This window comes from Sphingobacterium hungaricum, assembly GCF_015210005.1.
Lineage (GTDB): Bacteria > Bacteroidota > Bacteroidia > Sphingobacteriales > Sphingobacteriaceae > Sphingobacterium > Sphingobacterium hungaricum.
Genome location: NZ_MU158698.1, coordinates 1,175,812 through 1,200,690, shown reverse-complemented (window position 1 = coordinate 1,200,690; position 24,879 = coordinate 1,175,812). Strand labels below are relative to the sequence as shown.

The 24,879-nt window shown below is 36.8% G+C and carries 23 protein-coding genes; 3 read left to right on the top strand and 20 right to left on the bottom strand.

Annotated features, from left to right (window positions below):
- Positions 1 to 24 precede the first annotated feature (24 nt).
- From C4F49_RS08420 to C4F49_RS08390, 7 genes are all read right to left on the bottom strand, one after another.
- Positions 25 to 4,860, bottom strand: a complete 4,836-nt coding sequence (locus tag C4F49_RS08420; RefSeq protein WP_196935427.1) for a DNA repair ATPase — start codon at positions 4,858 to 4,860, stop codon at positions 25 to 27.
- A 269-nt stretch (positions 4,861 to 5,129) separates the two neighbouring features.
- Positions 5,130 to 5,594, bottom strand: a complete 465-nt coding sequence (gene tnpA, locus C4F49_RS08415; RefSeq protein WP_196935426.1) for an IS200/IS605 family transposase — start codon at positions 5,592 to 5,594, stop codon at positions 5,130 to 5,132.
- A gap of 269 nt (positions 5,595 to 5,863) precedes the next feature.
- The gene (locus C4F49_RS08410; RefSeq protein ID WP_196935425.1) at positions 5,864 to 7,981 is read right to left on the bottom strand and encodes an SPFH domain-containing protein; all 2,118 of its coding nucleotides are present in this window, start codon (positions 7,979 to 7,981) and stop codon (positions 5,864 to 5,866) included.
- A gap of 21 nt (positions 7,982 to 8,002) precedes the next feature.
- Positions 8,003 to 8,686, bottom strand: coding sequence for an OB-fold-containig protein (locus C4F49_RS08405; RefSeq protein ID WP_196935424.1), 684 nt, complete (start codon positions 8,684 to 8,686; stop codon positions 8,003 to 8,005).
- 17 nt (positions 8,687 to 8,703) lie between these two features.
- Positions 8,704 to 8,907, bottom strand: coding sequence for a DUF4177 domain-containing protein (locus tag C4F49_RS08400; protein ID WP_196935423.1), 204 nt, complete (start codon positions 8,905 to 8,907; stop codon positions 8,704 to 8,706).
- A complete protein-coding gene (locus C4F49_RS08395; protein ID WP_196935422.1) occupies positions 8,904 to 9,593 on the bottom strand; it encodes a PspA/IM30 family protein in 690 nt (229 codons plus the stop codon). Before C4F49_RS08395 ends, C4F49_RS08400 begins: the two co-directional genes overlap by 4 nt.
- 4 nt (positions 9,594 to 9,597) lie before the next feature.
- Positions 9,598 to 9,987 carry a YbjN domain-containing protein gene (locus C4F49_RS08390; protein WP_196935421.1) on the bottom strand — a complete coding sequence of 130 codons (390 nt, stop codon included), beginning with the start codon at positions 9,985 to 9,987 and terminating at the stop codon, positions 9,598 to 9,600.
- 93 nt (positions 9,988 to 10,080) lie between these two features.
- Between C4F49_RS08390 and C4F49_RS08385 the strand changes: the two genes are divergently transcribed.
- The 3 genes from C4F49_RS08385 to C4F49_RS08375 all read left to right on the top strand — a co-directional run bounded on the left by C4F49_RS08385 (position 10,081) and on the right by C4F49_RS08375 (position 13,312).
- Entirely contained in the window at positions 10,081 to 10,743 is a 663-nt protein-coding gene (locus tag C4F49_RS08385; RefSeq protein ID WP_196935420.1) for a helix-turn-helix domain-containing protein, read from the top strand.
- A 76-nt stretch (positions 10,744 to 10,819) separates the two neighbouring features.
- Positions 10,820 to 11,986 (top strand): alpha-hydroxy acid oxidase, encoded by a 1,167-nt coding sequence (locus tag C4F49_RS08380; RefSeq protein WP_196935419.1) that lies wholly within the window; start codon positions 10,820 to 10,822, stop codon positions 11,984 to 11,986.
- Positions 11,987 to 12,190: 204 nt separating this feature from the next.
- The gene (locus tag C4F49_RS08375) at positions 12,191 to 13,312 is read left to right on the top strand and encodes a Fic family protein (RefSeq protein WP_196935418.1); all 1,122 of its coding nucleotides are present in this window, start codon (positions 12,191 to 12,193) and stop codon (positions 13,310 to 13,312) included.
- Between the two features lie 76 nt (positions 13,313 to 13,388).
- Here C4F49_RS08375 and C4F49_RS08370 read toward each other — a convergent pair whose 3' ends face one another.
- The 13 genes from C4F49_RS08370 to C4F49_RS08310 form a co-directional block, all read right to left on the bottom strand.
- A complete protein-coding gene (locus tag C4F49_RS08370) occupies positions 13,389 to 14,444 on the bottom strand; it encodes a TerC family protein (protein ID WP_196935417.1) in 1,056 nt (351 codons plus the stop codon).
- Between the two features lie 3 nt (positions 14,445 to 14,447).
- Positions 14,448 to 15,419: a polyprenyl synthetase family protein gene (locus C4F49_RS08365; RefSeq protein ID WP_196935416.1), complete on the bottom strand. Its 972-nt coding sequence runs from the start codon at positions 15,417 to 15,419 to the stop codon at positions 14,448 to 14,450.
- A gap of 56 nt (positions 15,420 to 15,475) precedes the next feature.
- On the bottom strand, positions 15,476 to 16,042 hold the full coding sequence (locus tag C4F49_RS08360) for a DUF3109 family protein (protein WP_196935415.1): 567 nt from the start codon (positions 16,040 to 16,042) through the stop codon (positions 15,476 to 15,478).
- 9 nt (positions 16,043 to 16,051) lie between these two features.
- On the bottom strand, positions 16,052 to 16,846 hold the full coding sequence (locus C4F49_RS08355) for a DUF3108 domain-containing protein (RefSeq protein WP_196935414.1): 795 nt from the start codon (positions 16,844 to 16,846) through the stop codon (positions 16,052 to 16,054).
- Positions 16,847 to 16,876: 30 nt separating this feature from the next.
- Positions 16,877 to 17,392: a DUF2480 family protein gene (locus C4F49_RS08350; RefSeq protein ID WP_196935413.1), complete on the bottom strand. Its 516-nt coding sequence runs from the start codon at positions 17,390 to 17,392 to the stop codon at positions 16,877 to 16,879.
- Positions 17,393 to 17,453: 61 nt separating this feature from the next.
- Positions 17,454 to 19,550 carry a peptidylprolyl isomerase gene (locus C4F49_RS08345; RefSeq protein ID WP_231388245.1) on the bottom strand — a complete coding sequence of 699 codons (2,097 nt, stop codon included), beginning with the start codon at positions 19,548 to 19,550 and terminating at the stop codon, positions 17,454 to 17,456.
- A gap of 147 nt (positions 19,551 to 19,697) precedes the next feature.
- Positions 19,698 to 20,315, bottom strand: coding sequence for an LPS export ABC transporter periplasmic protein LptC (gene lptC, locus C4F49_RS08340; RefSeq protein ID WP_196935411.1), 618 nt, complete (start codon positions 20,313 to 20,315; stop codon positions 19,698 to 19,700).
- A complete protein-coding gene (locus tag C4F49_RS08335; RefSeq protein WP_196935410.1) occupies positions 20,308 to 21,636 on the bottom strand; it encodes a hypothetical protein in 1,329 nt (442 codons plus the stop codon). The genes lptC and C4F49_RS08335 overlap by 8 nt, the downstream gene beginning before the upstream one ends.
- Before the next feature lie 186 nt (positions 21,637 to 21,822).
- Entirely contained in the window at positions 21,823 to 22,806 is a 984-nt protein-coding gene (locus C4F49_RS08330; protein ID WP_196935409.1) for a beta-carotene 15,15'-monooxygenase, read from the bottom strand.
- A 15-nt stretch (positions 22,807 to 22,821) separates the two neighbouring features.
- The gene (locus C4F49_RS08325) at positions 22,822 to 23,034 is read right to left on the bottom strand and encodes a CcmD family protein (RefSeq protein ID WP_196935408.1); all 213 of its coding nucleotides are present in this window, start codon (positions 23,032 to 23,034) and stop codon (positions 22,822 to 22,824) included.
- 16 nt (positions 23,035 to 23,050) lie between these two features.
- Positions 23,051 to 23,716, bottom strand: a complete 666-nt coding sequence (gene ccsA / locus C4F49_RS08320; protein ID WP_196935407.1) for a cytochrome c biogenesis protein CcsA — start codon at positions 23,714 to 23,716, stop codon at positions 23,051 to 23,053.
- Between the two features lie 22 nt (positions 23,717 to 23,738).
- Entirely contained in the window at positions 23,739 to 24,398 is a 660-nt protein-coding gene (locus C4F49_RS08315; protein ID WP_196935406.1) for a heme exporter protein CcmB, read from the bottom strand.
- 57 nt (positions 24,399 to 24,455) lie between these two features.
- Positions 24,456 to 24,830: a YtxH domain-containing protein gene (locus tag C4F49_RS08310; protein WP_196935405.1), complete on the bottom strand. Its 375-nt coding sequence runs from the start codon at positions 24,828 to 24,830 to the stop codon at positions 24,456 to 24,458.
- Between the last annotated feature and the right edge of the window lie 49 nt (positions 24,831 to 24,879).

Genomic DNA, 24,879 nt, shown 5'->3' with positions numbered 1-24,879 from the left:
GTATAGGTTTTAGGGTGTACGAATTTATTTTCCTTTAATTGCCTTAATAATTCCTTCTAGATTTTCATTGAAATCAAGCATTTGAGCAAATAGTTTGTCATCCTTCGCTAATCCGCCATGCTTATTATTCTTCCGGAAGATCTCTTTGATTTCTTCCCAGCGGGTTTTTTCTTCAGGCGTCATTTGCTTTGCTAGTTCTTTTAACTTCAATAAATTTGATTCCGTATCGGCAGTTAAAGTCTGCGACTCACTTTCATAATGCGCTAAAAGTACTTGGTCAACCTCTTTATCATTCATCATCGGAATGACCTGCGCGACAAGCTTACTCATGTTACGATAAGATCCCTGCATTTTAAAAGGAGGCTCGGTTCGGTAACTATCTTGCATCGCGGCGCTTTGAATGTAATTTTGATTTACTTTGATCACGACATCGCGAATTTTCAAAATGTGCTTTAAAACAGCAATAAAATCATCTACTTCTTGCTTCAAATAATTTCCTTCCAAATCAGGCAATTGTTCGCCTCTATTCTGAACAAAATCTACTAAAGCATAGAAATCTTTGAACGATTTGCTTGCAATTTTTTCTAAATATACATTTTCTATAGCAGCATTTTCGATTAAGCTTAAATTGAAAACAGCTTCCGTATCGCCAATAACATCACCCAGATTGTACACATCCGCGCGATTGGCCAACATGTCCGGAATCTGGAATTTACTTCCGCTTTCGGTATACGGATTCCCAGCCATCACAATGCAAAAACGTTTGCCACGCAGGTCATAGGTTTTACTTTCTCCTTCGAAAATGCCATCAATTTTTCTTTGGCCATCGGCCAAAGAAATAAATTTCTGAAGAAATTCTGGATTCAAATGCTGAATATCATCAAGATATAGCATCACATTGTCTGCCATTTCGAATGAAAGATTTATCTTTTTCAATTCTTCCCGTTCTCCTGAAGTTTTTGCCTCAACTGGATCAATGGAAGTTATCGAATGACCGATGGTCGGCCCGTTTATCTTGATAAAATGAAGACCCATTGTTTTGGCTAAATATTCCATCAGGGTAGTTTTACCATAACCTGGAGGAGAAATCAACAACAACATTCCCATTCTTGCGGTACGCTTATTGTCGCCTGCTGCCCCCAATTGTTTTGCTAAGTTATTTCCAATCAAAGGGAAATACACATCGTTTATCAATTTATTGCGGACAAAAGAAGTCAATACTTTTGGTTCGAATTCCGATATTTTTAATTCCTTTTCGTAAGACTTGCTTAGCTGTTCTTTAAGTTGCGTGAAGGCTTGGAAACGAGGTACATTTACTTGCGTGAATGTATCTAACTGCGATACAAATTGATGATAATTGATTTGGATAGATCCATTGTTTAGTGTTGGATGGTTTCCTTTCAGTCCATCGATCATTAAGGCATCTTTGCCGAATATCAATTCGTTTTCATCATTCGGGAATAACAACTCGGTCGCCGTTTCTTCGATATGTTTTCTATACTGTTCGTAGTTTTCTTGATCATCAATAAACGAGTTCAGCCAATTCAATGCCAGATAGTAGCGGTCCACCAATGCAAATTCTTCGTTAAGAATATCATGCTCAAAATCCTTGAATGCTTTTTTGCTCTCCAAATAACGCACGAATTCTTGCTTTAAATGATCGGCGGCCTCGCTCAAAGAGAATTTTCCGAATTTCGTAAATGTTTGAAACAAATAATGTGAAATCGAATGCGCATTTATGTTCGTGAATGCCGTCAGCGAATCCCATTTTTTATATTGTTCCTCTATATTTTCTATAACGGATTCATAGCGTTTTGAATTAGGAAATGTTTTCAAAACAGCATGCGTAGAATGGATCAATCCCAATAGTTTCTTTCTGTTTTCTTCAGCCAAAGAATGCCAGAAAAGCTGAGCAGTCGCGCGCGTAGCGGCATCGTACCGAAGCAAATCCAGCTTCATGTCCAGTTCAAGCAAGGCGCTGTAAATTTTCAGCGCATCGAAATTGTGAACACCTTTAATGTAGGATTCGGTATACGATTGTTCTACCTGACGGTTTATGAATTCTTCGGCATTGAAATTTTCCGGTGAATCTTTTCCTGCTAGAAATGTTTTATAAGCCAAATAGGATCCCCGATAAACCGCGGCATTTTCCGAAACCAATTCTTGTTCCCATATATCTTGGAAAGCCGTGATTTCGCTGTTTTTGACCAGTTGGTAGAAGCTTGTTCCGGTCAGATGGTAATACAGTTCATCATTTCTTCGGAGCAGAGTCAAGCTTAAAGATTGATTGTTGACAGAGAATTTATGTTTGCCAAGGGCAATGATATTCTCGCCGTCAACATACAATTCGGTTTTATCACGCAGAATACGAAGCGCATCCTCTTGAGATTTTTTTAACTGGTTTTCTAAGTTTTCAGCTTTCGAAACATCATTTAATGTTTTGAGTTCCGCAATCAATTGGCGGATTTTGTCAATCATTAAATCAGAAGAATAGAAGCTCAAAATTTCTTCTCGCGAAGCGAATGATTTGGATTTGTTCTCGATATTTTTTAGTACACGAATTCCGATTTGTTCCAGCGAATTTGTGCGCTTATTGATCTGCTCAATCAGCTGTTCGCGCTTGCTGTTAAACGCTTTGATAATTTCGTCTCGCTTATCTGCAATTTTCAGTGAGAAATCATCAAATTCTGAGAATTTGCTCTCGATCTCTTCGAGTTGAACGACAATCTTCGTGTAGTATTCTTCCGCTTTTTCGGCCGTTGTCGAAAGCTCTAAATAGTTAACGACAGATTGCTCAATCAAAGTCAGCTGTGCAGAAAATTCTGCAATTGCTTCCTTGCTTTTCAGCGAATTTAATTTTCTGGTTAATTGCGCACGCACTTCATTCAACAAAGAAAAAATAACTGATATTTTTTCGATGATCTTGGTTGTTTGTGTGGCGTCCTCGATTTTCAGGCTATTCAGAATATCGATCAGTAACTCCAGCTCACTCGAAATCTGCGTATTTGCTTCTTCGACGGCTCTGGCGTCAAAAACTTTCGTAATGTTTTCTACGTTTTGTTTTTGTTCAGCTACTTTCAATTCATAAGGCGCCAATGCTTCATCTCGCAATAAGAATTCGATGGTCTTGGCAGAAAGATCCTCCGTAATGCCATTGAGCTGTTCCAATAGTTTTTCTACACGATCTAGATCAATGTATTTGACATTTTTCAGATCAATAACTTCGCCCTGAAGCCTACGCGCATCCGCCAATTGATGAACCAGCTGATCCAGTTTCTCAACAACAGTGCTGTTGATTTTGAAATTCAGTTCTTCGAGTTTTTTATCGGTCGCTTGAAGGATTTCAAGCGCATGCTTTCGTTGCGCCTGAACTTTGACAAACTCGTCAATGGCTGTATTGGCAACCCCTTTAATCTGAGTTAAAGGTTCGCCCAGATTATGCAGTGCCGGATCGTTTATCCAAAAATAGGAGTCGAGCAAAGCATTCGATTTCTTTAAAATATCCTCATACAAACCTTCGTAAGAATCTTCCTTGTTGATCAATTGGACAACTTCCTGCACCTCGGCCATCGCTTGCACAATCTGTTTGTTCCCAACTTTATATAAAGGATCATCTTTGCGTTCCTGGTTTTCTTTCAGTTCGGCCATGTAAGGCGTTTCCCAAATCTGAACTTGATGATGACGTGTAGCTTCTGCTTCTGTACGGAAGTATATCAAACTTCCATCTTTGAAAATCGTAAATCCATTGCATACAATCGGTGTTTCGACAGATTGCTGAATGATGTTGTACGACATCAGGATGTAGGTATTGGTTTCTGATTGCGTAAAAATATATAAGTAATCTTCCCCGTTTGGCGAAGCAATTTTGCGCAGGAATGAAAAGTTCTCATGCTGTCCATCAAAGACTTTATGCGTTCCGTTCTGCAAATAATACCCATTGGAGAAAATAATCCCTTGGTTATCCGGCAACAGTATCGCCGATTGGTTGAGCGATTTTAGGTTAACAACTTCCTTTGTGCGCTGATTAAAAACGTAGGCGCGGAATTCCTCTTGATAAGGTTTGATGCGAATGGCAATCAGGTTGCCTAAATCTGCATAATAATATTCAGCATCATCCAATTGCTGGTCGATATTCGTTACTTTTTCCGAATAAATTCCTTTTCCAGAATCCGTATTGTCTTCGATTTTAAATGTGATATCGCCGTGCAGGGCCTCGATAAACAACTTGTCTAAAATTGAAATATGTGGAAATTTTCCAAGCCGGCGGTCTTCCAAGGTGGTTTTGATCCAATCAAATTCAAATTGCGGTGCAATTTTTACTTCGTGGATGCTGCGGTCATCCTGATAAATCAGCTTTCCATTTTTGATCAGCCACTTGAATGCTTTTAAGTCTTCTGCATTTTTGCTGGTCTGGAAAATCATGTACAAATAATTTTCCGTCCTTCGGAATTTTGAGAAGATGGAGTCGCGGTAATATTTATAGAGATTTTGATAATCCGTGATGAAGTTGGTATCCTGAATCAAATCCAGTGATTGAGGAACAAACTGATTGTTCTCAAATAAATAGATGCTGAAAACATCATCTAATTTTATTTCTGTCCGCAATCCGAAATGCACGTTGTATCCAAAAATGCACAAGTTCTCTAAAGCCAAAATCCCACGAGCGACACAATTATTTTCTGTGGTGATGCGCTGATTTGCCTTTAGCACAAAGTTCGTCGAATTAAAAACTTCTTTCCGAGCTTCGTTTAATTGTTGCAATTTGGACGACAAATCTTCTTTTTGCGTTTGAAGGCGTCTCCGGATGATATCGTAAGCTCCTGATTCCAGGGTTTCTTTTTGTTCTGTTGTTTCTGCCATATAAACAATTTAAAATTGTTTTATTGAGTTTTTGTTGTGCACCTACGGAGCACAATTTTAATGGTTCCAATTTTGCTACAAACTTTTTGCTCCTACGGAGCAATTAATTGCGAGTCTTTTGCTATTGGAAATATCTTGCTTCTGCAAAGCATAATTAAATACACAATCTTTCTAAAATCATTCTGTTCTGTTTCCTTTAAAGCACCGTAGGTGCTAAATATTTGTAGCCCGATGTCAACAAGTTCAAAACGCGCTCCGTAGGTGCGCAACTAACCTTCCAAATCCTTGAACACATATTTGTCATCATAATCAATGCTGTAATCCTTTAACATTTTTCTATATTCTTCTTGAAAGGAAACTTTTTTATGGTGCTCTTTTTGATTAAGAATGTATTTCACAACATTGTCAATTTGAGAACGGCTATAACTAAATGCGCCATATCCTTCTTGCCATTGAAAGCGATGTTTCGTAAATCTTTCTTTGTTTACAAATTCTGAACTATCACTTTTTACTATCCTCATTAGATCCGAAATAGCCTGTGTTGGATTTAATACAATTAATAAATGAATATGGTTGCTTGCTGAATTAATTGCCAATAATTTATGTCCCTGATTTTGAATAATTCCTGTTATATATTTATGTAATTTTTCTTCCCAATCTAAACCAATTGTTGCCTCTCTGTATTTGACTGCAAACACAAAATGAACATATAATTGAGAATAGGTATTAGCCATTTGATAAATCAATTTTGGTTGTGCACCTACGGCGCACAATGCATATATTTTAAACGTTCTACAAATATCTTGCTCCTACGGAGCAAACTTTAATGTGTTATCTTATAATTTGAAAAAAACAATTTATTTTAAAAATTACATTATATATATCAAATATTTTTTATTTAAAGCACCGTAGGTGCTAAATGTTTGTAGCGAAAGTTAAATTCGTTTTTTTGGCGCGCCGTAGGTGCGCAATTAACCTTTTAATTTGCTTTTTATTATATGATTTACCCCAGCTTCTTATTTGAAATCCCTAAATTCTTGGCCATTCCAAACAATGAATTAATAAAACTGCTGTCTTCCGCATTCTCCTCGCTTGTCGCAGCTTGCTGTAATTTAATCAATGCTGCAGATACCGTTAGGTTTTTGATGTCATTTGATGAAATCCCATACTTATCAGCGAGACTTTTTATTTTCTCTCCCAAATCACCTTTTCCGTCAGGGCCAATCAATGCATTTTTAATATCTGTTGCATGTTTCGAATTATCGATCAAATGATCAAATCCTTTAGAGTTGGAAACCTGTTTAACAATATTCTCGAAGAACATCGTTTCGCCACCCACGATATCAATTTTAGCAGATTTCAATGCTTCTGATAAAACGCTTGCTTGTGCTGTCGCAATGTCTTTCTGGATATTGATATGAGCGAGCTCAATATCGCGCTCTTTTTGCAATTGCAACTTGAATTCTTCGTGATCTCTTCCGACGCCATCCAATTCCTTCATAGCTGTTGCTTTTTCGTGTATTCCTTTCGCTTCCGCTAAAGCTTTTTCACGTACGATTTCGGCTTCCATCAATCCTTCTTTACGCATTGCTTCAGCTTTTCGCTCAATGATATTTGCTTGCGCAGTTCCTTGTTTTTCTTCTGCATCTGCTTTCGCAACCATAACCTCTGCTTCCGATAATCCGATTGCAGCTTCTTCTTTTGCTTGTGCTTCCGCAATGATTTTACGCGCTTCTGCTTCTTTCGCAGAAGCTTCTTTTTTAGCATCTGCATCAATCAGCATTTCTTGTGCTTTTTTCTCAGCGATCTTTAATGCTGCATCCGCGTCAATAATTTTCTTAGCCGCTTCTTGCTCGGATGCAATTTTTGCAGCCTCAGCCGCTTTCACCGTAGAAATCAACCGTTCTTCTGCTTCTTGAGAAGCAGCAATTACTCCAGCTTGTTTCTTACGCTCCACTTCGCGGAATAACTCCAGGTCTTTGACACCTTGTTGTTCTTCGATAACGCCTTTTTCTAATTGAACACGTTCTTTGATCACATTCTGAATGCTCTTTTTCTCCGTTTCAATCGAACGTTCTTTATCAATCTGCGCTAAAGTAACAATGCGAATGCGCTCTGTTTCTTCCAATGCGCGATCTTTTTCTACACGTTCCGTTTCAATTGCATTGGTACGCAACTTATTTTTTTCTGCAATAATAATTTGGCGCAGTTTATTTTCTTCCTGAACAGCTAATTGCTCTTCTGTCGAAATGCGAACCGTTTCCGATTTCAAACGCTCTTCTTCACGCACTTTGGTGATTTCTGCTTCTTCGCGGGCTTTGATGTTGTCGATTTCGCGTTTCTGCTTCTCTTCTTTTTCAGCTAATTGTCGATCCAATTCCAAAATCGCTTCACGCGCTTCTACGTTCTGTTTCTTAATGACTTTTTCTTCTTCACGACGGATTAGATTGGCATTCATGTTTTGTTTAGCCGTCAATTCGGTAATTTTCTTAATACCTTCAGAATCCAAAATATTGTCTGGGCTCAAGAATTGCAATTCTGTTTGTTCCAAATAATCGATCGCACAGTCGTCTAAGATATATCCGTTCAAATCTGTTCCGATAATATTCAAAATTTCATCCCTAAATTCGCGGCGGGCTTCATAGAGTTCAATAAATTCAAACTTCTTACCTACCGTTTTAAGCGCTTCAGAAAACTTCGCTTCGAAAATACTTTTTAATGTTTCAGGGTCTGACGCACGGTCACAGCCTAAATTTTGCGCAACATTGATGACATCATCTACATTTTTGTTCACACGAACAAAAAATGCAACTTTAATATCTGCGCGGATATTGTCTTTACAGATCAATCCATCGCCCTGCATTCTGGCAATATCAATTTTCTTGACAGAAATATCCATGATTTCCATTTTATGGAAAACCGGAATAACATACATTCCCTTATTGAATGCAACTTTAGAGCCACCAACACCTGTTCTAACAATCGCTTTTCCTTGCGGAATCTTCTTGTAAAACATGCTGAGGATGACGAAGAAGGCGAAAATGCCAAATACGACCACGCCCACTGCAATTAGGACAATGCCAGTGATACCGTCTAAAAATAATAATGTGCTACTTGTCATTGGTTAATAAATTTATAGTGTTTATATAGTGTTTAATGTAATTTCTTTTTCTACGAAATAGATTTTGCCGTCTCCTGTTTCATTGGTCACGACTACCGTGTCGCCATAGGCAATCCGTTCTCCGTTTCTGCTTTTTACCGGAAGGCGGATCACATCCTGATTGATGACGATTTCAGCCGAACCAATGTTATCGCCTTGAATCGTGGATTTCATTTTGCCGACTCTGCCTAAATAATCATGTGCTTCTTCACCTTGATAACCCACTTTTTGGTAAAGTTTGACAACAGGGATCGTCACGTAATGCATTAAAAAATAAGTCAGCAAAAATATTGGAATCAATATTAAGACTGATTTCCAGCCATATTGCGATAGGCTCAATGCGATGGACGATGCAATGGTGATAATCCATCCGATAAATTTAAATAAGGTAACAATGACCATCATTGGTGCTTTTCCAATATTGATATAATCCATCGCCTTGCTCCAGAAAGAAGGTTCTCCGTCTGCATCTGTATCGCCATCCAGATCATCAGGAGCATCAATGTCTTGCATATCTGCGCCTTCAAAATCAACATTGGCTTCGCCAAACTCAAACCCGTCGCCCAACAGCATAGTGAACAGCCAATAGACCAAACTCAAACCCATCAAAAGAGTCATAATGGCATTGGGTAGGGGATGGAATAATATATCAAATACTTCGTTCATAATTTATTTTGATTAAGTTATTGAGTAATTTCTCGTTGGAAAGTACAAACAAGTTGAGTTGTAATACCTCCTGTCCCGCAAATACTCAATGAGTTGACTAATTGAAATCCTTCATTCCCTAACTCCTGAATTTTATGGTCTAATTCTTTTAAATCAAATTTATATTCCGTCCAATTGGCTTTGCCAAATAGTTCAACTACTTTAAATTCATATTTTCTCATAAACCAATCTTCTTTTTTAAAGTTTCTAATTCGGCCATTATCGTTTTGTCACGTTCTAGCGAATGATCAATCTTTTCATTGATTTGTTGCTCTGCCAGCTCGTTATACGCCTTTGCTAATGCTTGGTCTTCTTCGGCTTTGGCCTTCATGCGTTCAAGCATTTGGATTGTGCTATTTGCTTCAATCTGTGCCATTTGCTGATTAGCCGTTTTGTTAGTTGCGCTCACTTTCTGTTTGGCTCTTAAAGTTGATAATTCTTTTTCCCATTTAGCAATATTAAATTTCAACACTGACAAGCTATTGTTAATTTCTTCGGCCGATATTTTGTGATTGCTGATTTCATGTTGCAGATTCGCAATTTCACTTAAAAGATCTTTTTTAATCTGTAGTGCTTCGATGACAAGTTGTTCAGCTTTGTTTTTGTCGATTTCACCTGCCTGCGCAATTCCTAAGATCTTTTTCGCTTTCTCTTCATAGCTGTCTGCCTCATTTGTTTTATCAACCACCCTGTTTTCTGAACGGATGATTAAGGCTCTGACTTTAGCGTAAGATTCTGTTGATTCCGCTAAATCTTGTTTCATATCACGAATTCCTTGTTCTGTTAACGCGATTGGATCTTCCATTTTCTCGACAAGCGCATGAATTTCGGCCTGTCCGATTTTTAAAAGTCGTTTAAATATATTCATCGTATTATTTTTTTGAAAAATCAATTAACTGTTCATAGTATTCGCTCATTAATAAGGAGAGCGAATTGATTGCTGCTTCAAATTCATTCTTGTCCAAATTGTGTATTTGGAGCGTGTACCTAAAAATTACTTTTTTGCCATCTTCTGTCAGTGCGAAAGCACCATGAACGATGTCCCGATTTTTAATCAACAGGGATTTAAAAATTTCTTGCGAATCGGTAGATAAGGTAAAAAGGTATTGTTCGAAGATGATGATGGGATCAGCAACGCCTATAATTAAATTGCGTATGCCATCCGATTCATTTTCGATTACAAACACCCCTTCGTTTTCATCTTTTGAAACAATCAAAAAATCTAAGTCGGTGATAAAATTTTCCACTTTTTGGAAGTTCATGGCTAATAAATTTATATATTTGCTTATAATATTTGCATAAAGATAGTAAATGCAAAAATATTTTGCAAAATAAATTTTAAAATAATTTCATACATGAGTCAGATTGGTGGCAATATAAAAAAGCTAAGAAAGGTAAAAGGATTGAGTCAACAGGCTTTTGCGGATATTTTTAGTCTTTCTCGCGGAAATATTTCGTCTTACGAGGAGTTAAGAGCCGAGCCTAAAATTGAAGTTATTTTACATATTGCAAATTATTTTAGCATACCTGTTGATTTGCTTTTGCAAAAAAAATTGACAGTCAACGAAATTGTTCACTTCGAAGACCACTTCAAAGAGGAGGGCTCGCAGACAGCTAAAAATTCATTTGCCCAGATTCCATTCTTAGGGAAAGAACAAGCTCAAAATATACAGCAATTCGATTCAGACTGGACAAAACTTCCTAAAATCAGCTTTCCAATTTTTAGCTCAAAGCCTTTGCTAGCCATTCAAGACGAAGGATTAATTCCTAAGCCCATCGACTTTCCGTTTGAAGAACATTCGATTTTGTTCTTCGAGCAGCTTCATGTCGAAATCTTGCATACATTGGATCATCATTTCGGATTTTATATTCATGGCGATGATTTCTTTTTTGGAAATTATCATGCTGAAGGAAAACACATTGAAATTCAGCTGAATGAATGGAAAAAGGCTGTTTTTGAAGAAGGGGAAATTACAAGATTCTGGAAATTGATTGCAAAATTTGATAAAATTCATTAACCCTTGTGAAGCATCATAGTGCATGAAGGTTGTTTTTGTAATTCTAGTATCTTTGCATAGTTTACTGGATTAAAAAATGCAAAAGAAAATAACATACCCGTATAATTCCAATTATCCATCAATCGCCGACCTAAAGAAAAAGGCAAAATCTAGAATCCCCAAATTTGCTTTTGATTATCTTGAAGGCGGTTGTAACGAAGAGCTGAACCTTGCGCGGAACGAATCGGATTTTGATGACATTTACCTTAAGCCACAATATTTAAAACCTTATAAAGGAATAGATATGTCCAAAACCTTATTTGGTCATACCTATTCAGCTCCTTTTGGAATTTCTCCGATCGGTCTTCAGGGATTGATGTGGCCGAATGCTCCAGAAATTTTAGCGAAAGCAGCGGCGAAAGAAAATGTACCGTATATTTTGAGTACTGTTTCTACCAGCAGCATTGAGCGCATTGCGGAAGTGTCTGGAGGAAAAGCATGGTTTCAGTTGTATCATCCAACAGAAAATTCACTTCGTGACGATATTATTCGGCGTCTTCAAGTCGTTGAATGTCCGGTTTTAGTTGTTCTTGTTGACGTTCCTTCATTTGGCTTGCGCTATCGTGAAATCAAGTCTGGATTGTCAATGCCTCCAAAAATGAATATTCAGAATATTTTCCAAGCAGCGATTCGCCCGACTTGGGGAATCAAGACCTTAAAGCATGGCATACCTTCTTTCGCGACGCTAAAGCCGTATATGGAAAAGGGCTTGGACATGACGCAGCTTGGGCAATTCATGAATCGCACATTCACTGGCAGGGTTGATGTACAGAAAATCCAGGCAATCCGTGATATGTGGAAAGGTCCGCTGGTTCTAAAAGGCATCGTGACGGAAGAAGACATGGAAGCTGCGATTGCTATAGGCGTCGATGGCGTTATCGTTTCGAACCATGGAGGAAGGCAAGTGGATGCTGGAGAATCTTCCATCGTTTCTTTGCAAAAATTGACTCGGAATGCTAGTTATTCGCAAAAGCTGACGATTATGCTGGATGGCGGTATCCGCTCGGGCGTGGATTTGGGAAGAGCGTCTGCTGTTGGTTCTGAATTCAATTTTATGGGCCGTCCATTTATGTATGGAGTTGGAGCTTTAGGAAATCAAGGCGGAGAACACACCATTAATCTCTTTAAAGCCCAATTGCAACAGGTGATGCAACAATTGTCGGTTGAAGAGCTTCATCAATTTAAGGATCGCTTGATTGTTTAATAATACCAGACTGGAATTTTGAAATGTTCTTTTTAGTTGAAGGATTTGTTAATTAAAATTATGGGTTAAAATTTAAATAGTGGTACTCCTTAATTAAAAATATACTCAAAATTTTAAATAAGGTGTTTGCTTAATTAAAAATATTTGACAAATTTTAAATAAGGAAAATATTATTTAAATTTGATTGAATAATATTGATTAAAATTGAAAAAATTTATTTCAGGCACCTATATAAACCAAGGATACTATTCAAGTTTCCAGCCAACACCGATAATGCGGCAATGGTATCTAGAGGATATGGAAATTCAATATCTTCTTTCTGACGCATATCTTCAACTCGGTCGATTGGATATGTATTCAGAATACATTCCTAACATTGATTTATTCATTAACATGCATGTTGCTAAAGAAGCTACGCAAAGCAGCAAAATCGAGGGAACACAAACAAGCATTGAAGATTCGTTCTTATTACGAGAAGAAGTCGAATACGAGAAGAGAAATGATTGGAATGAAGTCAACAATTACATCTCTGCAATGCATTTTGCAATCGAACAAATAAAAACGTTGCCATTTTCTTCAAGATTAATTAGAAATATCCATCAGATATTGCTGGAAAGCGTACGGGGGGAACATAAACTTCCAGGAGATTTTCGGACAAGCCAAAATTGGATAGGTGGAGCAACTATAAATGACGCTGTATTTATTCCACCAGTTCATACGAGTATTCATGAATTGATGACCGATATCGAAAAGTTTGCTCATGATGAGACAAAATTTTTCCCAGATTTATTAAAAATTGCATTGATTCATTATCAATTTGAAACCATACATCCATTTTTGGACGGCAATGGACGAACAGGAAGATTATTGATTCCGCTTTATTTGGTAGATAAGGGTATTTTAAAAATGCCAATCCTATTTCTTTCCGATTTTTTTGAGCGAAATCGAATGCTTTATTATGATAATTTATCAAGAGCAAGAACAAATAATGATATTAAACAATGGTTTAAGTTTTTTTTGGTAGGAATCACACAAACCGCTAAAAACGGAATTGCTTCTTTTGATTCAACATTGAAGTTGAAAAAGGAAAAGGAAGAATACATCCAAAAAAATAGCAAAAGACCTATGCATTTATTAAAAGTGCTGGATCAGCTTTTTCAGAAACCTATTATCAATGTACAGCGCATTCAGGAAATCACTTCAGTATCATTGCCTACTTCCTATAAAATTATTGATGAACTAGTCGGATATGGAATTTTGAAAGAAATGACAGGAGGCAGAAGAGGCCAGCGATATGTATTTGAAGCTTACATGAGTATATTTTAGAATACATTAAACAAAAAAATCATTCAACACTGTTGAATGATTTTTTTGTTTAAATAGCTTGACGGATACGAAAAGCTTAATTTTCTGAATAGTTCTCTTTCTTCGGAAAGACCAGCGAAGCGATGATACTCAACGCTAAAATACCTACAATCACAATTAATGAATGCACCGTTGTAAATCCTAATTGTTCCAGATAACTATGCAATAACATTTTCAAACCGATAAATATCAATAAGAAAGCTAATCCAACTTTTAAGTAATGGAATTTATCAATGATGTTAACTAATAAAAAGAACATCGAACGCAATCCTAAAATGGCGAAGATATTTGAAAAGAATACGATATAAGGGTCTTTTGTGATTGAGAAAATTGCAGGAATGGAATCCACTGCGAAAACTAAATCCGTAAACTCGATAACTATTAAAACCAAGAAAAGAGGAGTCATGTATTTGACACCATTTTCCACATGGAAGAATTTACCGCCATCTAACTTCGGAGTGACTCTGAAATGTTTGGACATGAACTTGACAACTGGATGATTCTGAGGGTCGACCTCTTCGTTTTTGTTTCTGTCCAAATACATTTTAATACCTGTAATCACAAGGAATCCACCGAAAACATATAGAATCCAACCGAATTTTGCGATTAAAGCTGCACCTACGAAAATAAAGATACAACGCAACACAACAGCACCTATAATTCCCCAAACCAATACTTTGTGGTAATATTTCTCAGGAATACCGAATGAGGTAAACAGCAAGACCATCACGAAAATATTGTCGACAGATAACGCATATTCAACAACATAGCCTGTCAGATATTCTAAGCTTAAGTTTTTGTTGTAAATGTGGATACTTGCCGCTAAATCATCAGGTATGATTTTAATGTTGTGGAAATTTTTCTCGATAATCTCATTTAAACGCGCGAAATCATGAATGTTATGGAGTTCATTACCCCAGAAATAAAGAATGGCAGCAAATCCCAAGGCAAATAATACCCAGATTGCGCTCATAATAGCAGCCGCTTTGAATGAAACGGGTTTATCGCTTTTAGAAAACATTCCTAAATCGATAGCAAGCATTAGGACTATAAAAATAATAAATCCTATAAAAAACATTAATTCGTGACTCATAATTTATTTTTTTCTTTCAGTTGTAAAACGCACTAATTGTTGTAAACCAGTTTTATATTCATTGTTTGGAAATTCCTCTAAAATAGCAAATGCTTCGTCTTGATACGCATACATTTTTTGTGTTGCGTAGTCCATTCCTCCACTAGCTCTGACAAATTCAATCACCTCGGCTATTTTATTGCGGTCTTCATTATGATTTTTGACCAGATTGATAATCCGTCTTTTTTCTGATTTCGATACGTTTTGTAACGCATAAATCAAAGGCAAGGTCATTTTCTTTTCTTTGATGTCATTGCCAATCGGTTTTCCGACGTCGTCTAATCCGAAGTCAAATAAGTCATCTTTGATTTGAAATGCAATGCCGACTTTTTCTCCGAAAAGGTGGAGCTTTTGTACCATTTCGGCAGATGCTCCGGATGATGATGCTCCGGAAGCACAGCAAGAAGCAATTAAGGAAGCTGTTTTTTTACGAATAATTTCGAAATAGACAGACTCCTGAATATCCAATTTTCTTGCTTTTTCAATTTGAAGCAGTTCGCCTTCGCTCATTTGCTCGACAGCTTCAGAAACGATGCGCAACAAATCCAATTCATTGTGTTTTACCGAAAGCAAAAGACCTTTTGACAACAAGTAATCCCCAACCAGAACGGAAATTTTATTTTTCCATAATGCATTTACTGAGAAAAAACTTCTACGTTCGTAGGCATCGTCTACCACATCGTCATGCACCAAAGATGCAGTATGCAATAGCTCGACTAAAGAAGCTCCGTTGTATGTTGAATCATTGATTTTGCCACAAAGACCTGCTGAAAAAAAGACAAACATGGGTCTCATTTGTTTGCCTTTAGTTTTTATAATGTATTGTGTGATGCGGTCTAAAAGAGGAACCGAACTTTTCATAGAAGCTTTGAATCGCTTTTCAAAACTTTTTAGTTCTTCTTGTATGGGTTTTTGTATTTCTTTTAATTTCAGCATGTACATGGTCTATTACAAAGAATAGAGAATAATAATTTGGTATAAAAATAACAAAATTAATGTTCTGCGGCGATAGTATTTTCTAAGTCTTCAAACCATTTTTCTCCATACGTACGAATTAATGGGTCTTTTAGAAATTTGTACACTGGAATTCCCAATTCTTTGCCGAACGTACAAGCATCGCTGCAAATATGCCAGCGGTCATAATTTAGTACATCAAACTCCGGATAATGTGTGGTACGAATAGGGTAGAGGTGGCAGGAAATAGGTTTTTTCCAATCAACAGCACCTTCTTCATACGCTTTTTCAATACCACATTTCGTAATGCCATTTTCCCAAATGACGTAGGCACATTCTTGATTGACATCCACGCAAGTGGTCGTCAAATCTCCATCCATATCAACAACACTTGTGCCTTGTTCTTCAATTGCCTTGATTCCTTTTTCCGTTAAGTAAGGTTTTACTTTCGGATATATTTCTTCTAGGATAGCTTTTTCTGAAGCCAATAATGGAGCTCCAGAATCACCTTCCACACAGCAAATGCCTTTACATTTTGTTAAGTTGCACACGAATTCATTTTTAATCAAATCTTCGTGTACGAGAACATTTCCTACTTCAATCATTTTTAAAACTTATTTTGAATAACTAACCCGTTCGCCAAGCGGATATTTTAATCCATCAGCACTGACCAATTCCATGACAACTGAACCGCCGATTCGAATCTCAGCTTCTGCTTTCACTGGAATGCGATTGCCATCATTCGTTACCCAAAGATACAAACGGCTGTCTTTTTTAAAGATTCGGCCGGGCTTTATTTCTGGACTAAGTTTAATGCAATCCAAAGTGCCCAGACTGGTTTTTATTTTCTCCGTGCCGACATACTTTACACCCAATTGAGCGACTTCATCATTTAAGAAATAGGTAATCGTAAATACGTCACCCACTTTTAACCTCGACAAGTCTAAATTTCTGGCGAAATAATATGCGGATAACAAATCAAAAGTCTGATTGACTGGACTAGTGAATTTTCCTTTTTTTCCGTTTACCGTCTTTTTCGGATGGTCAAAAGAAGCGTATTCTATCCTTCTGTAATTCCCTTCACGGATATTTTCAGTATATAAATAAGGCAAATATGTCTTTCCGTCAATGTACGAATCGTATTGATTTTTTACCGTATAAAAAGCCGATACCGCACCGGCTGTTTCGCCGAAGGCGGAAAGATGATAGGTGTTGGTACTGCTGAATTTATATTTCGATTTATTCACGCTTAAATTTCCTACAGCGCCTGAAAGAATCCCGTAACGCAGTTTGTAGGATAGTTTTTCGCCCTCTTTGAATGTTGGATTTGGCAAATACGGAAGAGATTGAGAATAAGTCGCTGAAATCATCATCATACAAACTCCCAAGAGTAAAAATAATTTATTCATATACTAAGGACAGATTTTACTTAAAATAGTTTAAGTTTTTCGCTTAAAAATTGGAACCGTGGAACAAGGTTCACCATACATAATACTTTTTGCCACTTTGGATAGGTTGGCTGTAAATTTCACAAATGCAGATTCTGGAATGGCAATATCGCCACATCCTTTAATAACTACACGTTGGTCTTTGAAGGCTTCCATGTCGATGCGATTCAGCTCATCTTGAAAAAGGAATTGGTAAATCACTTGTTCATCACCAAAATTCACGCTTAATGCAAACGGCTCTAATTTATTAGCCAATAGCATATATGCCCATGTGGGAACAATCGCATCCGTCGAACAGATGATACCTACATGTTTCCCTTCGTACTGCTCCCAGTTATGTGTTTTAACGAATTCTCTGAAATCTTTTTCTTTCAAAATCAGCCCATGAAAAAGGTTTTCTTTTATATCATAAATATAAATTTCCTCTTTGGGCGCATAATGAGCTAAGTCTATCGTTAATAAGCCACTCTGAGCAACTTTATTGACAATTGTCTCTTGAATTTCCATTTTCTTATCAAAAAAAAACCGGACAAAATAGTTGTCCGGTTGTAAAGTTACTTATTCTATCTTAATAGAATCTAATTCGATTGTCATCAATGTCTGCCTTGTCTGTAAGCGCTTTATAGATACCGCTCCATGCACGTTGTGATTGTACTGATAAAGCTTGTTTCTGTTGTGCTTTAAGGTCGTCTCCAGCTAATTCTTTTGGATTAACAAAAGAAGCGACTTGAACTGCATACACACCTTGATATCCTTCGATAGATTTAGAAGGTTTGTTTGGTTGCAATCCGAAAACAGTTCCAATAACCGACCCTTCTAAAGCGATTCCAGGGATAACTGGATTTGCTAAAACAACATTGTCAACTTGTATTGCTGCTTTGCCTAGCTTTTGCGCAGCTTGGTCAATTGACGTTGCACCAGCTAACGCATTGTCCATTTTCTCTTTTAGCATTCTCGCTTTCACCTGATTTCTAACCGCTGGCTCGATTTCTGATTTTACAGATGCTAATGGCTGAAGACCTTTTTCTTGGATATCAACCACGCGAGCTACGATGAAATGATTGTCAGTTTCATATACTTTATCAGAAATATCTCCTTTTTCAGCTTCAAAAGCCCAACGCAATAATTCTCTTGGAATAGCTGTGCTGTTCAATGAATTATCCATTGGTAAGGTACGAGCAGATTTTTCTACTTTCAAACCTTGTTTGTTTGCTTGGTCTACGAAGTTTTTGCTGTCAACAGATGAAAAGAATGAATTTGCTTTTGCATAAGCATCGTCTGTCGTTGTTTTACCAGAAATGATTGCTTTGTCAATCACCGCTACTTTAGCGATTTTTGAATTACCGATTAAACGTTCAATTTTGATAACATGCACGCCAAATTGAGTTTCAACAACTTTAACTTCGCCTGCTTTTCCAGAAAATATAGCATTTTCAAATTCAGGAACCATTCTTCCTCTTGCGAAAGTTCCTAAATCACCGCCGTTAACTTTACTTGCTTCATCTACGCTAAATTGAATAGCTAATGGAGCGAAGCTTTCGCCTTTTTCAAGTAATCCTTTAATCGAGTCAGCTTTTAATTTTGCTTTGTCAATACCACCTTCAGCAGTTGCATTCAATAAGATGTGACTAGCTTTTACTGAATCAGGGCTGAATTTAGATTCTAAAACTTTTGCAATTTCATAACTTCCGTTTGATAAGTAAGGACCAACAGTTGTTCCCGAAGCGACATTGAAAACAACAGAATCCAATGCTGGATTCAATTGTCCTTTGCTGTAGTATTTAACAGGAAATTTAGTGTCGGAGTTTACAGAAACAAATAATGAGTCGTTTGTTGAAGTTTGCAATTCAGTTTTAAGCGTATTAATTGCAGTAAGCGCTGCTGTTGTATCCGCTTTAGTCGGTGAAGCATCAAACAAAACGTACTCTAAAGAACGAGTTTCTTCTTGATTGTTAAAACCGTTTTTATGTTTGTCGTAATATTCTTTGTAATCAGCATCTGTTAATTTGATTTCAGAATCTTTAACAGATGAATAATCTAGCATTACGTATTTGAAGTTTGCCAATTTATTGCGTTGGTTGTATTCTTCTTGAGCTTCAAGTTTAGTTACAAATACGCTGTTGTTAAGCAAGCTTGAATATTTTTGGTTCAAACGGTCATTTCTCACATTCTCTAATAATGCTTCCCATTGTTGTCTAACTTCTGGATTTGATTTTGATTGAGCGATTACATTGTTTAATGTAGCTCTGTCAAATTGCCCATTTTGAGGGTTAGTGAATGTTTGAAGGATTTGAGGGGAAGGATTTGGACCTGTAACTAAAGAATTTAATTCATCAGCACCTAATGTAAGACCAATTTTCTCAATTTCTTGTTTCAATAATTCTTGAGAAAGAAATTGATTCCATACCTGTTGAACTGCATAATTTCTGATTTCTGGAGTAGCAGCACCGCCACCCATTTGTTGTTGAAAGTTTGCTGTAGTTTGGTCTACTTGTGCATTGAATGTTTGATAATCAATTGATTCTCCATTGACACTACCGACTTGGTTTTGGTTTTTCATCCAAAATGGAGTTCCATAATTAATCAAATCCCCAAGTAAAAACGCAACAATTGCTAAACCGATGATGAATATTACCAACCCTGCTCGGTTACGCAAATAGCTCATTAATCCCATATTCTATATACTGTATTTATTTGTAAAAAGCTTTATTTAAGTAGTTTAATTGACCTCTACTGAAAACAAGGCGCAAGATACAATTTTTAATAAAAAAAAATGTATTTTATTTAATAATTGGCGCACTAAACTAAATTCCTAATTTCCAAAAGATGGGAATGCCGAATTTTCTGTAGGGATAATGTAGCCGGTCATGCTTTCCCCATCGATAGCATTGAAATTAAGGTCTGATTCAAAAGAAGTTGCATATAGACTTCCTCTTGAATCTTTGAAATCGAAAACAATTGGAACGGTATTGTAGTATTTCGCATTCTTTTCGTCATAGAACAATTGTTCGGTCTTAATGACAGAGCCATCCTGCATATTGACAACCACATTTTTCCGGAATTCGGTTAATCCTTGAGCCGGCTTCTGGATTGCATAATCCGATTTGATACGTTGTGTCTCTTTTTTGTCCGGTCCATAAAAAATAATAAGAATCCCTTTTGGAAATTCAATATTTCCCATGCGAACTGAATCTGTATACTCGCGCATTTCGGGACTCGTCATCTGTGCTTTCACAAGCGATGAATCACTGTAAATGACGGTTACGTGCTTAGAAATGTTGACTTCTTCTTCCTGCTTGATGTTCGCAAGCCGATCGATGTCTTTCATGTCATTTTCACAGCTAACAAAAATCACCATGCCGAAAAGCATGATGATCGTGTATTGTATAATTTTTTTTATATGTGAATAGACTAACATATTTCTAATCATAACTTCTTCTCATAAACCAGGTGTCGTTGATTGTGAAACCTAAGTTTATGTTAATGTATCGTTCTCGAACTAAATTGTTCGTCATCGTTCCTTGTTGTCCAAATTCAGCAGAAACATTGATTGTGGAGAATGTCCTTCCGAAATTTGTTTCTGGCAAAGGAAAACCCATTCCGACCGTAATGGCCATATCGTCAATCCGATGGTTGTTGACTGTTAAATGCGTTTTGTTATAACGAACACCTAAACGGTAATCTACCTGATTCATGTAGCGGATAGAAGTTGGATCTGGTTTGATTTGTCCACCAATCGCTACGCCATAATTTTTACCCAATTTCGGTTCATCTGTACGCGTTTGGAATCCTGACCAATCCGCATATTTAAAATCTGCACCGACCATCCAATTATATCCTTTAGATAATGTAAAACCTACATTATGTTTCATCGGCAAGTTAATTTTACGGGTTGAAATGTCTCCGCTAAATGTCGTGTCAATTGCCACTTGTTCTTCAACTTCCGATGAAGGGTCCGTTCTCGAGCGGGTTACTACACGTGTTGTGTAGTCATTTATGGTGTTATTCAATGAACCGGAATATCCGACCGTAAAATTCATTTTATTCCCTAAAGCTTTGAAATACTGAACACCGTAATCAAATGTGATTCCACGGATTAATCGATTGTCGGTTTGGAATGTATTGTACGCATTCATGCTGTAAGCAAATTCAGTTGCGTCGATATCTTTTAAGTTACCGAAGATAAATCCAACATTGGCACCAACGCTTAATCCTTTAATTGGGCTGATTCCGTATCCTGCAAAAGCTTTATTTAAACCTCCTTCTCCAGAAACACTTGTTCTGTAAGTGTAAGGTTCAATTGTTCTTAACCCTGAAGAAGAATAACCTACATCTGAATAAGGAAGTAAACCGAATGCCAAACCGCCCGCTTTAGAAAGTGGGATTCCTAATGCAAAATGGCTAAATGCGAAATCGGCTGTATAATCTGAAGCAGATCCTTTGCTTAATTGTGTACCGTTGGCGTACAAACCAGCTTCCAAAATTGTCCGTGTCATCGCTGAATACGATGCCGGGTTGCTAACATTTAAAACGGATAAACCTGATTGATAACGAACACCAGCAGCAATACCGCCCATCGCGCGGGTCTGAGGAAGTAGATCTTCTCTCATTTGACCTAATCCAAATTGTGAATAAGGCGAGTGGGATGTGGTCGTTTGTGCTGACGCATTCTTGCTCATGGTTAATGTCAAGATGCCAAACAACACAAAGTATGATGTTTTACAAAGGGCAATTTTTAACTTTTTCTGCATGTTAATCGTTATTTCGCTTCAGAAGTAATCATTAATATTTTCATCAAAACCAGCTAGATTCAAATACCTAGGTTTTCCTTCTTAATACGACTAAATCTTATAAATTGTGATACAAAACTATTTAAATTTTAACTATTCCGTTACTCCTATTTGTTAAAAAAGGTTAAACAGTTGAAGTTCAGTTTTTTACATAAACTGAAAGTAGATTATTGTGGCAACTGTAAGCAAATACAAGGATTCATAAACCCATTTGTTTTTAGCATACATAAAATAGTAAGCCATGTAAATGGCTAATGCTGGAGCGCAGAGTAAAAAATGATTCACAGTGATGTGCTCATTTAGATAAAAAGATGCTCCGACCAGGACAATCATGAAAAATAAGAGCTGAAATGATTTCCGGATATGGACAACGCTCTTGTAAAACTGATCTTTTAAAATGTAAATGAAAAACAATAAGATCAGAATAATCGGAATGACGACCAAGAAATCATATAAGTCCATTTCTAAAACCGTTGGAAATGGATAGGTCAAAGGCACGAAAATCTGAAAAAATTCGGGCATCCGATCTAGCCAATAATAAATAACAGCAAGAATGAAATAGATATTTGCAAAACCCAAAAGAGGAGCGACCCATTCGCGCCAATTGAAAGGTCTGAAAATGATCAAACTAATCCATAGCAACAGCAACATCACCATAAAAGGGAAATAAATCAAGCTTCCGAAAGCGACAATCATTCCCAAATCGAACATCAATCCTTTGACATCCGGCTGTTTGTAAATATTGAATAACTTACTTAGCATCCAGATTGTTATGAAATTACAGATTAATGTCGGTGACAGCACCAAAAATGGAATAAACAAGCTCACCAAGGTCATGAACATCAACGCCGTTAGGAAATTAGGCTTCCCTAAAAAGTTGAAATAATTGATGATGCTGTTTAAGAAAAATGCTTGCAATAAGGTCAAGACAAGCGTAATCAATACATTTTCCTGAGGGCTTAAGGTTGACCCAATCGAAAACCCAATCAGATTGCTGATTGCTGGTTCAAATAATATGGGAGTAAGCTGATCAGGTAAATGGAAAAATACACCCAAGCACATAAATGTTCCCAACAAGACGACATAGAGGATATTTACCGGTGTAAATTTTCGATGCTGGGCAATGATCATAGTGGAGAGAATGTATTAAGATTGCTTTTTATCCTCTAGTTTTTTAATTTTTCTATCCAAAGAAAACAGGTATAAACCTACGCCAAAAAAAATCGTAAGCATCACCAATACCACAACATATATTTTTCCAGAAGATCTTAATCCTGTGGCCATTTCGATTTCTCCTTGTGCAAAAACGGAAGAAAAAGAGGCGAATAAAAACGCTAAAAACAAACTAAACTTTTTCATTATTGAATTGTAAATCTTATTTATTTAATGACATATTATTTTCTAAAAGGCGGATTCTATAGCGGATCGTTCCAATCCAAGTTCCGAACAACATCCAGCCAATAACAGCCGTGTAAAATACTGGGCGCATGTAATTGTCCATATCTAAATCCCCAAAATTAGAGTTTCCGCCATTTCCAGGATGCAATGAATCAGTCATTCTTGGCAGAATGTACAACAAGACAATCATAATTGGAAAAGCGAAAATATTGTAGATCGCAGAAATCTTTCCTCTTTTTTGTTCTTCATCAATTGCATTGCGAAGCACCAAATATGCTAAATACATGAGCGTGGAAATCGCTGAACTGTTTAGTTTTGGGTCATTTGGCCAAGGGTCGCCCCATGTAATATTTCCCCACAGCATTCCGGTCAAAAGACCTAATCCGCAAAACAAAATCCCTGTATTCACCGCTTCAACGGCGATAAAATCATAACGCGTATTACCTGTATTTAGGTATTTGATGCTGTAGATGACCGAAATAAGGTACAACAAAAGCATTGCAAACCACATCGGTACATGGAAATATACATTTCGGATTGTTTCATTAAGGATCGGGAGTTCAGGCACTGGACCTAAAAGACCAGCAATTATGCTTATGGAGATCATAACAATGGCTAAAATCTTCCACCAATTTTTTCTCATATTATATACTTAATTGTCGAAATTAATCTCTCCAAAGGTAAGGAAATAACAATAAAGATATCGCTATTGTCACGATATTTATGGCTAATAAAACGCCGATTTCTGCAAAACTTTCGCTTCGTTCTAAACCAGCCATCGCATTCTTCGAAAATTTAATCAAAACAATAAGCAATGGAATGATTACTGGGAAACTTAATATCGCCATGATGCTGCTGCTGTTGCCGGCTTTTGCACTAATTCCGGAAATCATGGTGAAAACATTAGCGAAGCTTATACTTCCTAAAACCACAGCTAAAAAATAGAAAGGAAGGTCGCCGATTGGGTTTTTGAAAATAACGCTATAAACGACAAATGCAATCAAAGAAATGATTAGCATGATCAACGTGTTATAGATTATTTTAGATAGAATGACCGCTTGTGGGCTTACGATCGTGTAGTAATACATTTGCCTGTTAGAAGATTCTTGAAGAAAACTTCGGCTCATGGCATTAATTGCAGTAAACAAAAGAATAATCCAAAATAGAACATTCCAAATGACAGAATCCACAGATTTGAATGCTTGAAAACAGACAAAAACTGTGGATACTACATATAATAGAATGCTGTTAAGCGCGTATTTAGAACGCCATTCTAAGATTATTTCTTTATATACTAATGTTTTGACTTGCTGAAACACATTCATGTGCTGCAAAGATACAAATACAATAGCTAATTATGACTGGATTGAAAATCCTAAAACTTAGGCGTTTTTAATCTCAGATTTAGCTTTTGCAGCAATATCATCTGCTTCTTTATGTGCTTTGTTCACCGCATCGGAAGCTTTGTTTGCCCATTGACCAGCTTTTTCGGACGCAGTATCTACAAAATCTTCACCAGCTTTTTTTGCTTTTGTTGCAAAATGATCAAATTCATTTTTCGCTTTTTTAGCATATTTTTCAGCACGTTTTGCCTCTTTTTTAGAAATATCTTTGATCGATTTTGTTAAACTTTTTACGCCTTCATTTGCGCGATCTAACTGCTTTTTGCCGTCTTCAGTACCTAATAAATAATAAGCCGCAGTACCAACTGCTAATCCTAATAACGCAAATGTGATTAAACCATTTTTATTTTCCATGACATCAATTTTTTTATTGTTTATATATTGCTATTTGTAAGTTTTAAAC

What these genes read in the sequence shown, in the direction of transcription:
- C4F49_RS08345 (WP_231388245.1), bottom strand. Translation starts at nt 19,550, where the DNA reads ATGAGCTATTTGCGTAACCGAGCAGGGTTGGTAATATTCATCATCGGT.
- C4F49_RS08395 (WP_196935422.1), bottom strand. Translation starts at nt 9,593, where the DNA reads ATGAATATATTTAAACGACTTTTAAAAATCGGACAGGCCGAAATTCAT.
- lptC (WP_196935411.1), bottom strand. Translation starts at nt 20,315, where the DNA reads ATGATTAGAAATATGTTAGTCTATTCACATATAAAAAAAATTATACAA.
- C4F49_RS08350 (WP_196935413.1), bottom strand. Translation starts at nt 17,392, where the DNA reads ATGGAAATTCAAGAGACAATTGTCAATAAAGTTGCTCAGAGTGGCTTA.
- C4F49_RS08380 (WP_196935419.1), top strand. Translation starts at nt 10,820, where the DNA reads ATGCAAAAGAAAATAACATACCCGTATAATTCCAATTATCCATCAATC.
- ccsA (WP_196935407.1), bottom strand. Translation starts at nt 23,716, where the DNA reads ATGAGAAAAAATTGGTGGAAGATTTTAGCCATTGTTATGATCTCCATA.
- C4F49_RS08325 (WP_196935408.1), bottom strand. Translation starts at nt 23,034, where the DNA reads ATGAAAAAGTTTAGTTTGTTTTTAGCGTTTTTATTCGCCTCTTTTTCT.
- C4F49_RS08310 (WP_196935405.1), bottom strand. Translation starts at nt 24,830, where the DNA reads ATGGAAAATAAAAATGGTTTAATCACATTTGCGTTATTAGGATTAGCA.
- tnpA (WP_196935426.1), bottom strand. Translation starts at nt 5,594, where the DNA reads ATGGCTAATACCTATTCTCAATTATATGTTCATTTTGTGTTTGCAGTC.
- C4F49_RS08410 (WP_196935425.1), bottom strand. Translation starts at nt 7,981, where the DNA reads ATGACAAGTAGCACATTATTATTTTTAGACGGTATCACTGGCATTGTC.
- C4F49_RS08390 (WP_196935421.1), bottom strand. Translation starts at nt 9,987, where the DNA reads ATGAACTTCCAAAAAGTGGAAAATTTTATCACCGACTTAGATTTTTTG.
- C4F49_RS08420 (WP_196935427.1), bottom strand. Translation starts at nt 4,860, where the DNA reads ATGGCAGAAACAACAGAACAAAAAGAAACCCTGGAATCAGGAGCTTAC.
- C4F49_RS08385 (WP_196935420.1), top strand. Translation starts at nt 10,081, where the DNA reads ATGAGTCAGATTGGTGGCAATATAAAAAAGCTAAGAAAGGTAAAAGGA.
- C4F49_RS08315 (WP_196935406.1), bottom strand. Translation starts at nt 24,398, where the DNA reads ATGAATGTGTTTCAGCAAGTCAAAACATTAGTATATAAAGAAATAATC.
- C4F49_RS08370 (WP_196935417.1), bottom strand. Translation starts at nt 14,444, where the DNA reads ATGAGTCACGAATTAATGTTTTTTATAGGATTTATTATTTTTATAGTC.
- C4F49_RS08335 (WP_196935410.1), bottom strand. Translation starts at nt 21,636, where the DNA reads ATGCAGAAAAAGTTAAAAATTGCCCTTTGTAAAACATCATACTTTGTG.
- C4F49_RS08360 (WP_196935415.1), bottom strand. Translation starts at nt 16,042, where the DNA reads ATGATTGAAGTAGGAAATGTTCTCGTACACGAAGATTTGATTAAAAAT.
- C4F49_RS08330 (WP_196935409.1), bottom strand. Translation starts at nt 22,806, where the DNA reads ATGATCATTGCCCAGCATCGAAAATTTACACCGGTAAATATCCTCTAT.
- C4F49_RS08400 (WP_196935423.1), bottom strand. Translation starts at nt 8,907, where the DNA reads ATGAGAAAATATGAATTTAAAGTAGTTGAACTATTTGGCAAAGCCAAT.
- C4F49_RS08365 (WP_196935416.1), bottom strand. Translation starts at nt 15,419, where the DNA reads ATGCTGAAATTAAAAGAAATACAAAAACCCATACAAGAAGAACTAAAA.
- C4F49_RS08405 (WP_196935424.1), bottom strand. Translation starts at nt 8,686, where the DNA reads ATGAACGAAGTATTTGATATATTATTCCATCCCCTACCCAATGCCATT.
- C4F49_RS08355 (WP_196935414.1), bottom strand. Translation starts at nt 16,846, where the DNA reads ATGAATAAATTATTTTTACTCTTGGGAGTTTGTATGATGATGATTTCA.